We start from the raw sequence: 13,660 nt of genomic DNA on the forward strand, positions 1-13,660 counted from the left end.
GTTACCGCCGGGCTGTCCGGCCCGGCCGGGAGCCGCCCGCGCGGGCGACCGGGCGCGTGCCCTTGTCTTCGCTCGTGCCTGTGTCTGTGTCCGTGACGGCGTCTGTGTCTGTGCCTGTGCCTGTATGGGTTCCTGAGCCTGAGTCTCTGTTCGTGAGCGAGTCCGTGGGCGAGTCGGTGAGAGAGTCCTCCGTCGCGTCACCGGCCTCTGGCGGAATCACCAGCGAGAGCCGGATCAGCCGCTGTTCGCAGTGGTCGAGCCAGCGGGCCTCGGCCTCGGTCTGGAAGATGAGCTGGTCCAGTACGAGCAGCCACGCGACGTCGTCCCGGTCCGTGGGCGTGACTGTCAGGGCCCGTGCCTTGAGCCGCGTGTAGTCCTGCATCGCCTTGACCGTGTGGTGACGCTGCGACTGGATGACCTCCCGGATGTCGACGCCCGGAGCCCCCACCGCCATGGCGAGTTTGATCGCCAGTTCGTCGCGGGGCGGGCTGGCGCGGTCGACGGGCGTACGGAACCAGGACCGCAGTTCGTCGCGTCCGGAGTCCGTGATGACGTAAAGGGCGTGGCCCGCGTCGTCCTCGCCGTCCTGGACGACCATCCCGTCGCGCTCCAGGCGGGCGAGGGTCGTGTAGACCTGGCCGACGTTGAGCGGCCAGGTGGCACCGGTGCGGGACTCGAACTCCGTACGGAGCTGAGAGCCGTAGCGCGGGCCACGTTCCAGGAGGGCGAGCAGCCCGTGACGTATCGACATACTGAGTATGTATACCGAGTATGTGGCGGCCCGCCAAGCAACTTGAGAGGGACCTTGCGAGTCCGTCGCAAGGATGACGCCGGGCCGGGACCAGGCGGTCACGAAGCGGTTCCGGGGTGGTTCGGGCGGTGGTGGGGCAGCGGCGTGGTGGGTCAGCGGCGTCGCAGCCGGAGCCCGAAGAAGCCGACCCCCAGGCCGAGGAGCACGATTCCGGAACCCAGGGTGAGGACCGGAACGGGGCGCGTCATGGCCTCGTCCACCGCCCGCACCCGTACCGTGCCGGTGTCGCCCGACGGCCGGTCACGGGGCGCGGAGGGCGGTTCGGGCGGGTGGACGGCGTCCTCCCGGTACTCCTCCGCCTCCAGGTCCCGCGGCCCGCCCGCGTCCGTCTCCCCGGTGGCGGCTCCGTCGTCCGTACCGCTGCCGGACGGCGACGCGCCCGCCGAGGCGGAGGCGGGGGGCGTGACGCGGGAGGTCGTACGGGAGGAGGAGGCGGCCGGGGAGGCGGGCACGCCGGACGCGGCCGGCGCGGCGGACGACCGGGCGGGGGAGGCGGCGGCCGACGGCCGCGCGGACGGACTCGCGCTCGGCACCGGTTCGCCCGGGCGCTCGCCCGGCCGGGCGTCCCCGGACTCCGGCCGCCCCGGCCGCTGCCGCCCTTCCCCGGCCGGGTGCCCGGCCAGCGCCTCGCTCGGCACGGCGGTGGCCGGATGCCCCTCGGCGGACGGTGCCGGCGACGTCTCCCCGCCGTTCGCGCCGGGCGCGGCCAGCAGGACGGATAGGACCGCGATCGCGCAGGACGCGCGGAACGTTGAGGTCACCGACTCAGCGTCACACGGGGCGACAACTCCGGCATCCGGAGTGTTCCGGAACAGACACGTCAGGATGAGGCGGGATCAAAAGAGGCGCGGTGACCCCGGAGGGCCCTGTATGGCCCCGCGGCGATCCCGGAGGGGCCGTGTAAGGGCTATGTGAGGCTCGCGCAACGATGTGGGGAGGATCCGGAGCGGCGCGGGACGGCCGGCCCGCCGTCGCTCCCGCAAAGGCGAACCGTGCCCGGCGCCGCACCAAGGGCTGTCCCGTAATGCCCGGCGGGCGCACGACGACGTCCCCGGCGGGCGCACGACGACGGCTACGGCGGGCGCACGACGACGTCCCCGGCGGGCGCCGGACGACGGCTACGGCACCTCGTCGCGATGTCGGAACGCCCGAATACATCCAGTACGTGGGTGCCCCTCGGCCTTGCGACGCACCGCGTCCGACGCCGCCCCACCTATCCGCGCGACCTCTCAGCCCGCGTTGCCCGTGGAGATGGTCAGCTCGAACTCCTGCGAATCGGCGGGTATTGCCGCTCCCGGCCGCGGGAACTGCTCGATCACGATGTCCTCCGCCTGGGAGCCGTCGTTCTTCTTCTTCGGCTCGGCCCAGGTCCAGCCCGCCTCCCGCAGGCACTCCTTCACCGACAGGATGTCCTTGTACCGCAGGTCGGGCGCCTGGACCTTCGTGGGGTCCGAGAAGTCGTCCTGCGCCTCCGTGCACTTGTCGGAGTCGATCGTCCGGTTCCGCTCCGGATCGCGGTGGCCCGCGGGGTCGGCGCCGGCGGACTGGTCGGCTCTCGGGTCGCCCTTGCCGCCGTCGCCGCCGTTCGCGGAGAGGGCCACTATCAGGCCGCCCACGGCCAGGAGCGCGACCACGATCGAGCCCACGACGACCGGCATGGTCCGCCGCCCGCCGCCCGTTCCGCCGCCGGTGCCGTGGCCGCCGACGCCGTGGCCGGTGGCGGTCGTCTGCTGCGGCGTGACGTTGTACGGCTGGGGAACCGGGGGCGGGGACATCGGCGCGGTGGCCTGGTAGCCCTGGCCCGCCTGGGGATAGCCGTATCCCGGGCCGGTCCCGTGGCCGGGGGGTGGCGTCGGCGTGCCGTACGGGCCCGGCTGCTGGTACGGCGTCTGCACGTTGGGGTGCGGAGAGGGGGCCGGTGCCGACTGGTCGAGGGGCGGGAAGACCGCCGACCCCACCCCCGCGCCGCTGTTCTGCGGCAGCCCCGGCACGATCACCGGCGCGGCCGTCTGCCCGGTCGCCCCCAGCACCCGCTCGCACTCTTCGCGCATCGCCTCCGCGCTCGGGAAGCGTTCGTTCGGGTTCTTCTTCAGCGCGCGGGCGACCAGCGCGTCCACCGCCGGGGTGATCGCGCGGTTGACGGAGGACGGCGTGGGCGGCTCCTCCTGCACGTGCGCGTACGCGATCGCGAGCGCCGAATCCGCCTCGAACGGCAGCCGCCCCGTCAGCAGCTGGAAGAGCATGATCCCGACCGAATAGAGGTCGGAGCGGGCGTCCACGCCCCGCCCCAGCGCCTGTTCCGGCGACAGGTACTGCGGCGTGCCGACGACCATGCCCGTCTGCGTCATGGACGTGACACCCGACTGCATGGCGCGCGCGATGCCGAAGTCCATGACCTTGACCACACCGCGTTTGGTCATCATCACGTTGCCGGGCTTGATGTCCCGGTGCACCAGCCCCATCTCGTGGCTGGTCTCCAGCGCGGCCAGCACGTCGGCCGTCACCTTGAGCGCCTTGTCGGCCGGCATCGCGCCGTACCGCGCGACGTCCGCCTGGAGCACGGAGCCCAGCGGCTGCCCCTCGACGTACTCCATGACGATGTACGGCATCAGAGCACCGTCAAGCTCGTCCTCTCCGGTGTCGAAGACGGAGACGATGTTGGTGTGCGACAGCTTGGCCACGGCCTGGGCCTCGCGGCGGAACCGCTCGCGGAAGGACTGTTCGCGACCCAGCTCCGTGTGCAGGGTCTTGATGGCGACCTGACGGTCCAGCGCCGAGTCGTAGGCCAGGTAGACGGACGCCATGCCGCCCTCACCGAGCAGGTCGCGGAGCTGGTAGCGGCCCCCCGCGACCGAACCGCCCGCATAGCGGCCCTGTGCGCCGTGCTGGCTCATGACTGTGCTCCCCCTCGGCGCGCTGACGCTCCGTGCTGAACGCGCCGTCCGTCCGACCGGCCGGGCGGACGGACAGCACACGACCCCGTTAAATCGGGCCAAGATTACGCGCCCAGTCTGCCCGAGGGCCCGGACACGTCAAGCCAGGTGCCCGTTCCGTGACCGTACGCATGCCAAGCGTCCCGGAAGCGTTACAGGAAACACATGGAATTTGCATGTGCGCCGCCGCGGCTAGTTTCATGGCCGGTCCATCCTGGACCGGCGTGTCACACGAAGGCTGTAGCGTGATGTGGCACAGCCACCCTTGAATCACCCTCTGAATCACCCTCTGAGACACACGACACACCGCAGGACCACGCGTATCGCGCGCGAGGGGCTCCGAGCGGACGGAAACGACGGCGAGGACTGATGGCACCCGAACCCGAAGCAGGCGGCGGCGTGCCGGATGCCGCGGACTCCTGGGGCGACGGCGGGCTCGTCGGCGGGCTGGTCGGTGACGGCCGCTACCGGATGACCCATCGCCTGGGCCGCGGCGGCATGGCCGAGGTGTTCGCGGCGGAGGACGTACGGCTCGGCCGCACCGTGGCCGTCAAGCTCCTGCGGGCCGACCTCGCCGAAGACCCCGTCTCCAAGGCGCGGTTCACCCGTGAGGCGCAGTCGGTCGCGGGCCTCAACCACCACGCGGTGGTGGCCGTGTACGACTCGGGCGAGGACACGGTGGGCGGGCAGACCGTCCCGTACATCGTCATGGAGCTGGTCGAGGGCCGGACGATCCGGGACCTGCTCGTCAACGCCGAAGCCCCGCCGCCGGAGCAGGCGTTGATCATCGTCTCGGGGGTGCTGGAGGCGCTCGCGTATTCGCACCAGCACGGGATCGTGCACCGGGACATCAAGCCCGCGAACGTGATCATCACCGACGCCGGCGCGGTGAAGGTGATGGACTTCGGCATCGCCCGTGCCCTGCACGGCGCGCAGTCGACGATGACCCAGACCGGCATGGTCATGGGCACGCCGCAGTACCTCTCGCCGGAGCAGGCGCTGGGCAAGGCCGTCGACCACCGCAGCGACCTGTACGCCACGGGCTGTCTGCTCTACGAACTCCTGGCGCTGAGACCCCCGTTCACCGGTGAGACCCCGCTCTCGGTCGTCTACCAGCACGTCCAGGACATCCCGGTCCCGCCCTCCGAGGTCTCGGACGTGGCGCCGCCGGAGCTGGACGGCCTGGTGATGCGCTCGCTCGCGAAGGAGCCCGACGACCGGTTCCAGAGCGCGGAGGAGATGCGCGGGCTGGTCCAGTACGGCCTCCAGATGCTCCAGCAGCAGGGCGGCCACACGGGCCTCTGGAACACCGGCGCCGTCGAGCCGCACATGGGCGGCGCCGCCCCGATGGGCATGGCCACGACGACGGCGATGCCGGCCCATCCGGCGCCGGGTGCGCACGGTGCGCACGGCGAGACGCCCCAGGGCTCGATCCTGCCTCCGATGAACCCCGACGACGGCGGCTACGACGGGAGTTACCGGCGCGGCGGGGGAGGCGGCGGCCGGAACAAGATGCTGCTCTTCGTCGCCCTCGCGGTGATCGCGGTCGTCGCCGGTGTGGCGTACGCGCTGAGCGGTACGGGCGACAAGCAGCAGAACGACAAGGACACGACTCCGAGGCCCAGCCCGAGCGCGCCGGAGACGACCGAGGAGAGCCCGTCCCCCTCGGCGTCGGAGACCGAGGAGTCGCAGGAGCAGGACACCTCGTCGTCCGGCGGCAACCAGCAGCCCGACTACCCCGACTACCCGCCCGCGCCGGAGAACAACCAGCCGAGCGGGCCGTCGGAGAACGAGCCGGAGGCGCCGCCGTCCTCGCCCAGCGACACGGGCACGGGCAGCAACGCGGGTGTGACGGAAGGGACGTCGGAGGGCAGCGACCCGGGCGCGACCGAGGGCACCGACGCGGGGACGAGCGAGGGCACCGACGCGGGCGGCACCAACACCGGGACCACGACGGGGACGACCCAGGGCGGCGGCGGCGACCCCGGGACCACCACGGAGGGTGCCGGCGACCCGGCGGGCACCGGCGGCTGACGAGCGGCCTGCCGCGCGACGCGTGAAGGAGCGCGTCGGGTGAAGGAGCGCGTCGGCGGCCGGCGGCGTCGGCGCGGCAGTCATCCTGTGAAGGCCGCGCCGACCGCCTCGTACTCCCGCGTCCACCACACCGCCAGGGCCGACACCGCGGCGAACAGCGGGTCGGCCCGCCGGTCGCCGCGCTGGTAGCGCCAGCGCAGGATCCAGAAGTCGTTCAGCCGCTCCCACCACACCCGGTGCACCGCCGCCGCCAGTTCGGCGGGGGCGGCGCCGGTCGCGCGGCGGTAGGCGCGCGCGTACGCCCGTACCTTCCCCAGCTCCAGCTCGCCCGTCGGCCGTACGAAGAAGATCGCCGCCGCCCGGACCGCCTCCTCCGCCCGGGGCTGGACGCCCAGCCGGTCCCAGTCGATGATCGCGGCGGGTTCCGCGCCCCGGTAGAGCAGGTTCAGCGGATGGAAGTCACCGTGCACCCAGCCCGTGGCCGGCTCCGCGCCCGCCGGCGGCCGACGGTGGGCGTGCCGTTCCAGCAGCACCCTGCGCTCCCGCAGCCGGTGCTCGGCCAGCGTGTCGAAGGTGTCCCGGGGGGCCCGGTCACGGGCCAGTGCCAGCAGTTCGTCGATGAGGGCCATGGTGTCGCCGGGATCCGGGCTGTCGTGCGCGAGCGCCGCCGGGCCCGGTTCCATCACCCGCTCCAGGCAGGTGTGGACGCGTCCGAGCAGCGCGCCGAGGCGCCGGGACGCGGCCGTGGTGAGCTGGGCGCCGTCGCGGTGCCGGCCCTCGACCCAGGGGTGCAGGGCGTAGCAGCGGTCGCCGATGACCGCGACCGTGTCGCCCGCGGTGTTCTCGACGGGCGGGGCGACGGGCACGCCGAGCGCCTGGAGCCGCTGCGTGGCGCGGTGTTGGCGGGAAATGGACTCGTGGTCGCCGTCCAGGTGGTGCTTCAGGAAGTACGAGCCGCGGGTGGTCGAGAGTCGGTAGCCGCGGTTGAGCAGCCCCTCGGTGACCGGTTCGCAGGACAGGGGCTCGCCCGCGTTCCGGTAGCGGCGGAGCAGCGTACGGACGGGCGGGGCGGCGGTCGTGCGGAGGGGCGGAGAGGTCACCGCGACGGGCGCGGCTAAGTCATATGAGCGCGGCACTCGCCAGATGTTAGATCACGCCACGTATTGACCTCGTCGCTCCGGGAAGTATTCGACCGTGTGTACGGCTGCAAGCTGGGGCATAAAGCGCATATAGATCGGATCGAACGGTTGTCCGTCTATCGCGAGCGGCCTGGAATCAAACAGTTCGACCTCGGCATCCGTCGGCTCGACGATCTCGACGGTCCCCGTGAACTGGACGGACCACTGCTCGGCCGCCGCGCTGCCGAAGTTGTCCGCGCCGTACGCGACGACACCGCCGCCGCACGCCCGGTGGTAGCCGAGGCCCGCGTGCATCCGGAGCAGGATCGTGCCCTCCGTCACCACGTGGCACGCCGGCGCCACGAACGGCATCGCGCGCATACTCGTCGCCACCCGCCCGTACGGCACACGGGTGAGCAACTGCACGGCGTGGAGTTCTTCGGAGAGCATGATGTCCACTCTCCGCTGCTCGGACGGGGTACGGCCAGAGGAGGCGGCCCCTCGATCCGGGGACGTTGGTCCCGATTGGAACGGCCTCGGACGAGGTAGGGCGGGGTCGAGCGCGTGCCCCGGGAGGCCCTTGCCCCGTGCCGTCCGTACCCTCAGCGCCCTCGGTGCCGTCCGTACCCGCTCGACCCGCCGCCGGTGACCCCCCTCGTCCCGGCGCCTTCCGCCCGGCACCCGCCGTCAGCGCTTCTCCGCCTGGATCCGGGCCACGTAGGCCGCCGCCTGCGACCGTCGCTCCATCCCCAGCTTCGCCAGCAGGCTGGACACGTAGTTCTTGATCGTCTTCTCGGCGAGGTGCAGCCGTTCGCCTATCGCCCGGTTCGTCATGCCCTCGCCGATCAGGTCCAGGATCTTGCGCTCCTGTTCCGTGAGCGCCGCCAGCTTGTCGTCCTTGGCCCCGGCGCCGCCGCGCAGCCGCTCCAGCACCCGGGCGGTCGTCACCGGGTCCAGCAGCGACCGCCCGGCCGCCACGTCCCGCACGGCGGAGAGCAGTTCATTGCCCCGGATCGCCTTGAGCACGTACCCCGAGGCCCCGGCCATGATCGCGTCGAAGAGTGCCTCGTCGTCGGCGAACGACGTGAGCATCAGGCACTTGACGTTCTCGTCCAGCGAACGGACCTCGCGGCAGACCTCGACCCCGCTGCCGTCCGGAAGGCGTACGTCCAGCACGGCCACGTCGGGGCGGGCCGCCGGAATCCTGGCGGTGGCGTCGGCGGCGGTCCCCGCCTCCCCGACGACCTCGATGTCGTCCTCACCCGAGAGGAGTTCATGGACCCCGCGCCGGACCACTTCGTGGTCGTCAACCAGGAAAACGGTGATTTTTCGTTCTTCCTGCACAGAATTCAGTCTCACACACTCACCCCTTCCCTGCCGGAGATCCAGCGGGATAACGTGCCGTTGTTCCGGCGGCCTGCGAGGCTGTGACCAGTGGTTGTTCCCGACTTTGCCGATTTACTTGGAAATCCAATCAAAATTGCAGGTCAGGCAGGGTTTCGCGGGAAAGCGTTCCACTGGGTAACGTGCCTGTGACAGGGCGCTCGCCGGGGCACCTGTCACGCCTGTCCCGACCGGGGCGCACCCACCCCGTGCGCGCGGCCGGTACGGGCGAGCCGCACTGGTTCCCGGCGGATCCCGGGGGCCGGACAGACGGAGGAGCACGCACGTGACCGTGGAGAGCACTGCCGCTCGCAGGCCGCGCCGTAACAGCAGCACCAGTGGTAGCAGCAGTAGCAGCGATGGCAGCGTCGGCAGCAACACGAGCAATAGCGGCGGCGGCAACAGCGGCGGCGGTACCAAGCGCACAGCCGCGAAGAAGACGTCCAAAGCGCAGACCGCCGCGAAGGGCTCCGGCCGCAAGAGCGCGAGCCTGCCGGGCGCGAGCCGGCCCGGCACGGGTCGTCAGGGCGCCGGCCGGCAGGGCGCCGCTCAGGGGAAAACCGGTCGGCACGGCACCGAGACCGGGCCCCCGCTCGTCCAGTTGCTCAGCCCCGAGGGGGAACGCATCGAGCACCCGGACTACGCCCTCGACCTGTCGGCCGAGGAGCTGCGCGGGCTGTACCGGGACATGGTCCTCACCCGCCGTTTCGACGCCGAGGCCACCGCGCTCCAGCGCCAGGGCGAACTGGGCCTGTGGGCCTCACTGCTGGGCCAGGAGGCGGCCCAGATCGGTTCCGGCCGCGCGCTGCACGACGACGACTACGTCTTCCCGACCTACCGCGAGCACGGCGTCGCCTGGTGCCGCGGGGTCGACCCCGTCAACCTGCTGGGCATGTTCCGCGGCGTGAACAACGGCGGCTGGGACCCCAACAGCAACAACTTCCACCTCTACACCATCGTCATCGGCTCGCAGACCCTGCACGCCACCGGCTACGCGATGGGCGTCGCCAAGGACGGCGCGGACTCGGCCGTGATCGCCTACTTCGGGGACGGCGCCTCCAGCCAGGGCGACGTCGCCGAGGCGTTCACCTTCTCGGCGGTCTACAACGCGCCGGTGGTCTTCTTCTGCCAGAACAACCAGTGGGCGATCTCCGAGCCGACCGAGCGCCAGACCCGGGTGCCGCTCTACCAGCGCGCCCAGGGGTACGGCTTCCCGGGCGTCCGGGTCGACGGTAACGACGTCCTCGCCTGCCTGGCCGTGACCCGCGCCGCGCTGGAACGCGTGCGCCGGGGCGAGGGGCCGATGCTGGTGGAGGCGTTCACGTACCGGATGGGCGCGCACACCACCTCCGACGACCCGACCAAGTACCGGGCCGACGAGGAGCGGGCGGCCTGGGAGGCCAAGGACCCGATCCTGCGGCTGCGCCGGTACCTGGAGAAGGCGGGCCAGGCCGACGAGGCGTTCTTCGCGGCCCTGGAGGAGGAGAGCGAGGCACTCGGCAAGCGGGTGCGCGAGACGGTACGGGCCATGCCGGACCCGGACAGGCTGGCGATCTTCGACCACGTCTACGCGGACGGGCACGCCCTCGTGGACGAGGAGCGCGCGCAGTTCGCCGCGTACCAGGCGTCGTTCGCGGACGCCGACGACGCGGACATCACGGCCGGTGCCGGCAGGGCGGCCGGGAACACGGGGGGCAACCAGTCATGACCGTACAGAAGCTTCCGCTCGCCAAGGCGATCAACGAGTCACTGCGCACGGCGCTGGAGACCGACCCCAAGGTCCTGATCATGGGCGAGGACGTGGGCAAGCTCGGCGGCGTCTTCCGGGTGACCGACGGGCTCCAGAAGGACTTCGGCGAGGACCGGGTCATCGACACCCCGCTCGCCGAGTCGGGCATCATCGGCACGGCCATCGGCCTCGCGCTGCGCGGCTACCGGCCGGTGGCGGAGATCCAGTTCGACGGGTTCGTCTTTCCCGCGTACGACCAGATCGTCACGCAGCTCGCCAAGATGCACGCCCGCTCGCTGGGCAAGATCAAGCTGCCCGTCGTGGTCCGCATCCCCTACGGCGGCGGCATCGGCGCCGTCGAGCACCACAGCGAGTCGCCCGAGGCGCTCTTCGCGCACGTGGCGGGCCTGAAGATCGTCTCGCCGTCCACGGCGTCCGACGCGTACTGGATGATGCAGCAGGCCATCCAGAGCGACGACCCGGTGATCTTCTTCGAGCCCAAGCGGCGCTACTGGGACAAGGCCGAGGTCAACACGGAGGCCATTCCGGGTCCGCTGCACGCCGCGCGGGTGGTGCGGGAGGGCACCGACCTCACGCTCGTCGCCTACGGGCCGATGGTGAAGGTCTGTCTGGCGGCGGCCGCGGCGGCGGCCGAGGAGGGCAGGTCGCTGGAGGTCGTGGACCTGCGCTCGGTCTCCCCGATCGACTTCGACACGGTGCAGGCGTCGGTGGAGAAGACGCGCCGGCTGGTCGTGGTGCACGAGGCGCCGGTCTTCCACGGCTCGGGCGCGGAGATCGCCGCCCGGATCACGGAGCGGAGCTTCTACCACCTGGAGGCTCCGGTACTGCGGGTGGGCGGCTATCACGCGCCGTACCCGCCGGCCCGGCTGGAGGACGAGTATCTCCCGGGCCTGGACCGGGTACTCGACGCCGTCGACCGCTCGCTCGCGTACTGAGGAGTGCCGTGACCATGACTGCTGACACCTCCGCGGCCGCCGGCTCCGCCGCCCGCTTCCGTGAGTTCACGATGCCCGACGTGGGCGAGGGGCTCACCGAGGCCGAGATCCTGAAGTGGTACGTACAGCCCGGGGACCCCGTCACGGACGGCCAGGTGGTGTGCGAGGTCGAGACCGCGAAAGCGGCGGTCGAACTGCCCATCCCGTACGACGGCGTCGTGCACGAGCTGCGCTTCCCGGAAGGCACGACGGTCGATGTCGGGGCGCCGATCATCACGGTGGACGTGGAGCCGGGCAGCGGAGAGGCCCCCGTGGCCCCCGAGGCCCCCGAGGTGTCCATGGCCCCCGTGGCACCTGTGGCAGGGGAAGAAGCGGCTTCGACCGAGGCGACCGGGACCGCCGAGTCACCGGCACGGCAGCCCGTCCTGGTGGGGTACGGAGTCGCCGCGTCGTCCACGAAGCGCCGCCCGCGCCGGGGCGTGCCGGTGCCAGGGCGGTCGGCACCGGGTGCGCCCGGCGGGTCCGCCGGGTCCGAGACCTCCGGTGCGGTCGTGAACACGGCCGCGGACACCGCCGCGGACACGGACACGGCCGCGGGCGCCGTGCAGGCGGAGCTGAACGGGCACGGCGGCGCGGCTCGTACGGCCCGTGCCGGCGTCGGCGCCGACACGGCCCGGGCCCGCCCGCTGGCCAAGCCCCCGGTGCGCAAGCTCGCCAAGGACCTCGGGGTCGATCTGGCCACGATCACCCCGACCGGCCCGGGCGGCATCATCACCCGCGAGGACGTCCACGCGGCCACGGCGCCCGCCGCCCCGGCCCCCGCGCCCCCGGCTCCGGCGGCTGCTCCGGCTTCCGCCGCTCCGGCGGCCCCCGGGCAGCCGACGGTCGCGGAGGGCCTGGCGGGCGCGGCGGGCGCGGCGGGCGCGGCCGGCCGGGAGACCCGTATCCCCGTGAAGGGGGTACGGAAGGCCACCGCCGCCGCCATGGTGACCAGCGCCTACACCGCACCGCACGTCACCGAGTTCGTCACCGTGGACGTGACGCGCACGATGAAGCTGGTCGAGCGGCTGAAGTCCGACCCGGACATGGCGGGACTGCGGGTCAACCCGCTGCTGTTCGTGGCCAAGGCGCTCCTCGTGGCGGTCAAGCGCCACCCCGAGGTCAACGCCAGCTGGGACGAGGCCAACCAGGAGATCGTGGTCAAGCACTACGTCAACCTGGGCATCGCGGCGGCCACTCGGCGCGGCCTGATCGTCCCGAACATCAAGGACGCGCACGACAAGACGCTCCCCCAACTGGCCGAGGCGCTCGGCGAGCTGGTGTCCACGGCTCGCGAGGGCCGCACGACACCCGCCGCCATGCAGGGCGGCACGGTCACGATCACGAACGTCGGCGTCTTCGGCGTGGACACCGGTACGCCGATCCTGAACCCGGGCGAGTCCGCGATCCTGGCCGTCGGAGCGATCAAGCCACAGCCCTGGGTCCACAAGGGCAAGGTCAAGCCGCGTCAGGTCACCACGCTCGCCCTCTCCTTCGACCACCGCCTGGTCGACGGCGAGCTGGGTTCCAAGGTCCTGGCGGATGTGGCGGCGGTTCTGGAGCAGCCCCGCCGCCTGATGACCTGGGCCTGATGACCTGGGCCTGAAGGCTCCGAACGGGCCTGAGCACCGAACGAACCCCGAAAAAGGGCTCCGAGGACGGCTCACGGAACGACTCCGGGCCCCGTCGCACGGACGTGTCCGTGCGACGGGGCCCGGGATCCGCCGGCCCGGCCGGCTCAGTCGCGCTGCGCGTCCGCCGGGAGCGAGCGCAGCTTCATCGTCTTGGCCGTCGTCGAGCCGAAGCCGTGGTCGAGCAGCTTCGCCGCGTCCTTGTAGCGGTCGGAACCGTTCAGCACGACTCCGACGAGCGTCTTGCTGCCGCGCGTGGCGGCGAAGACCAGGCACGGTCCGGCGGCGGTGCCGGTGCCCGTCTTGATGCCGATGGCGCCCTTGTAGGAGCCGAGCAGCTTGTTGGTGTTGTACCAGGTGTACGTGCGCGTCTTGTTGTTCGGGGCCTGCGCCGTGGTCTTGTACGAGGTGGCCTTCACGACCGCGCGGAAGTTGGCGTTCTTCATGGCGTACTGGGCGATCTTCGCCAGGTCGCGCGGGGTCGTGTAGTTGTTGCCCTTGCCGGAGATCCCGTCGAAGGAGTCGAACTTCGTGTTCTTCAGCTTCAGTTCGGAAGCCTTCGCGTTCATCTTGCCGATGAACGACTTCGTGCGGTCGGCGGTTGTCTTGCCGGTGCCGAAGGTGTCGGCGAGGGCGTACGCCGCGTCGCAGCCGGAGGGCAGCAGCGTCCCGTACAGCAACTGACGCACGGTCACCTTGTCACCGGTGCGCAGATCGGCCGTGCTGGCGCCCTCCTTGGTGACGTAGTCGCGGTACGCCTGCTTGACGGTGACCTTGCGGTTGAGGTCGACGCCCTTGGTGTTGAGCACCACGGCGATCGTCATGATCTTGGTCGTGCTGGCCATCTGCCGGCGGGTGTCGGCCGCCTTGCCGTAGACCGTGGCGCCGGACGCGTTGTTGAGCAGGAACGCGCCCTTGCCGGTGACGCTCGGGGCGGCGGCGGCCGCCTGCGCGGGCGCGGCCAGCGCGGAGGCGGTGAGCAGCGCGCCGGCGGTGGTGAGAGCGACCGCGGCGGCTCTGCGCACG

11 protein-coding genes are annotated in these 13,660 nt (G+C 71.8%); 4 read left to right on the forward strand and 7 right to left on the reverse strand.

The window, feature by feature from the left end:
* Position 1 precedes the first annotated feature (1 nt).
* The 3 genes from ACU6P3_RS17140 to ACU6P3_RS17150 all read right to left on the reverse strand — a co-directional run bounded on the left by ACU6P3_RS17140 (position 2) and on the right by ACU6P3_RS17150 (position 3,705).
* Positions 2–751: a PadR family transcriptional regulator gene (locus ACU6P3_RS17140; RefSeq protein ID WP_447193083.1), complete on the reverse strand. Its 750-nt coding sequence runs from the start codon at positions 749–751 to the stop codon at positions 2–4.
* 152 nt (positions 752–903) lie between these two features.
* Positions 904–1,572 (reverse strand): hypothetical protein, encoded by a 669-nt coding sequence (locus tag ACU6P3_RS17145; RefSeq protein WP_447193084.1) that lies wholly within the window; start codon positions 1,570–1,572, stop codon positions 904–906.
* A 468-nt stretch (positions 1,573–2,040) separates the two neighbouring features.
* The gene (locus tag ACU6P3_RS17150; RefSeq protein WP_447193085.1) at positions 2,041–3,705 is read right to left on the reverse strand and encodes a protein kinase domain-containing protein; all 1,665 of its coding nucleotides are present in this window, start codon (positions 3,703–3,705) and stop codon (positions 2,041–2,043) included.
* Positions 3,706–4,113: 408 nt separating this feature from the next.
* Here ACU6P3_RS17150 and ACU6P3_RS17155 point away from each other — a divergent pair, with 408 nt between their 5' ends.
* Positions 4,114–5,778: a protein kinase domain-containing protein gene (locus ACU6P3_RS17155; protein ID WP_447193086.1), complete on the forward strand. Its 1,665-nt coding sequence runs from the start codon at positions 4,114–4,116 to the stop codon at positions 5,776–5,778.
* Between the two features lie 80 nt (positions 5,779–5,858).
* On the opposite strand, the gene ACU6P3_RS17160 is transcribed toward ACU6P3_RS17155, so the two are convergent.
* The 3 genes from ACU6P3_RS17160 to ACU6P3_RS17170 all read right to left on the reverse strand — a co-directional run bounded on the left by ACU6P3_RS17160 (position 5,859) and on the right by ACU6P3_RS17170 (position 8,240).
* Positions 5,859–6,878, reverse strand: coding sequence for a phosphotransferase (locus ACU6P3_RS17160; RefSeq protein ID WP_447193087.1), 1,020 nt, complete (start codon positions 6,876–6,878; stop codon positions 5,859–5,861).
* 51 nt (positions 6,879–6,929) lie between these two features.
* Positions 6,930–7,346, reverse strand: a complete 417-nt coding sequence (locus ACU6P3_RS17165; protein ID WP_344284728.1) for a pyridoxamine 5'-phosphate oxidase family protein — start codon at positions 7,344–7,346, stop codon at positions 6,930–6,932.
* Between the two features lie 237 nt (positions 7,347–7,583).
* Positions 7,584–8,240 (reverse strand): response regulator, encoded by a 657-nt coding sequence (locus ACU6P3_RS17170; protein WP_447197928.1) that lies wholly within the window; start codon positions 8,238–8,240, stop codon positions 7,584–7,586.
* A 325-nt stretch (positions 8,241–8,565) separates the two neighbouring features.
* Here ACU6P3_RS17170 and pdhA point away from each other — a divergent pair, with 325 nt between their 5' ends.
* From pdhA to ACU6P3_RS17185, 3 genes are read left to right on the forward strand one after another with little or no spacing between them, the layout of a single operon-like run.
* Complete coding sequence (gene pdhA, locus ACU6P3_RS17175) at positions 8,566–9,987, forward strand: pyruvate dehydrogenase (acetyl-transferring) E1 component subunit alpha (protein ID WP_447193088.1); 1,422 nt, start codon at positions 8,566–8,568, stop codon at positions 9,985–9,987.
* Positions 9,984–10,964, forward strand: coding sequence for an alpha-ketoacid dehydrogenase subunit beta (locus ACU6P3_RS17180; protein ID WP_344284722.1), 981 nt, complete (start codon positions 9,984–9,986; stop codon positions 10,962–10,964). Before pdhA ends, ACU6P3_RS17180 begins: the two co-directional genes overlap by 4 nt.
* A 14-nt stretch (positions 10,965–10,978) precedes the next feature.
* A complete protein-coding gene (locus tag ACU6P3_RS17185) occupies positions 10,979–12,595 on the forward strand; it encodes a dihydrolipoamide acetyltransferase family protein (protein ID WP_447193089.1) in 1,617 nt (538 codons plus the stop codon).
* A gap of 146 nt (positions 12,596–12,741) precedes the next feature.
* Here the strand turns inward: ACU6P3_RS17185 and ACU6P3_RS17190 are convergent, their stop codons facing one another.
* Entirely contained in the window at positions 12,742–13,659 is a 918-nt protein-coding gene (locus ACU6P3_RS17190) for a D-alanyl-D-alanine carboxypeptidase family protein (protein WP_344284734.1), read from the reverse strand.
* Position 13,660: the final 1 nt, after the last annotated feature.

This window comes from Streptomyces hebeiensis (assembly GCF_052983195.1).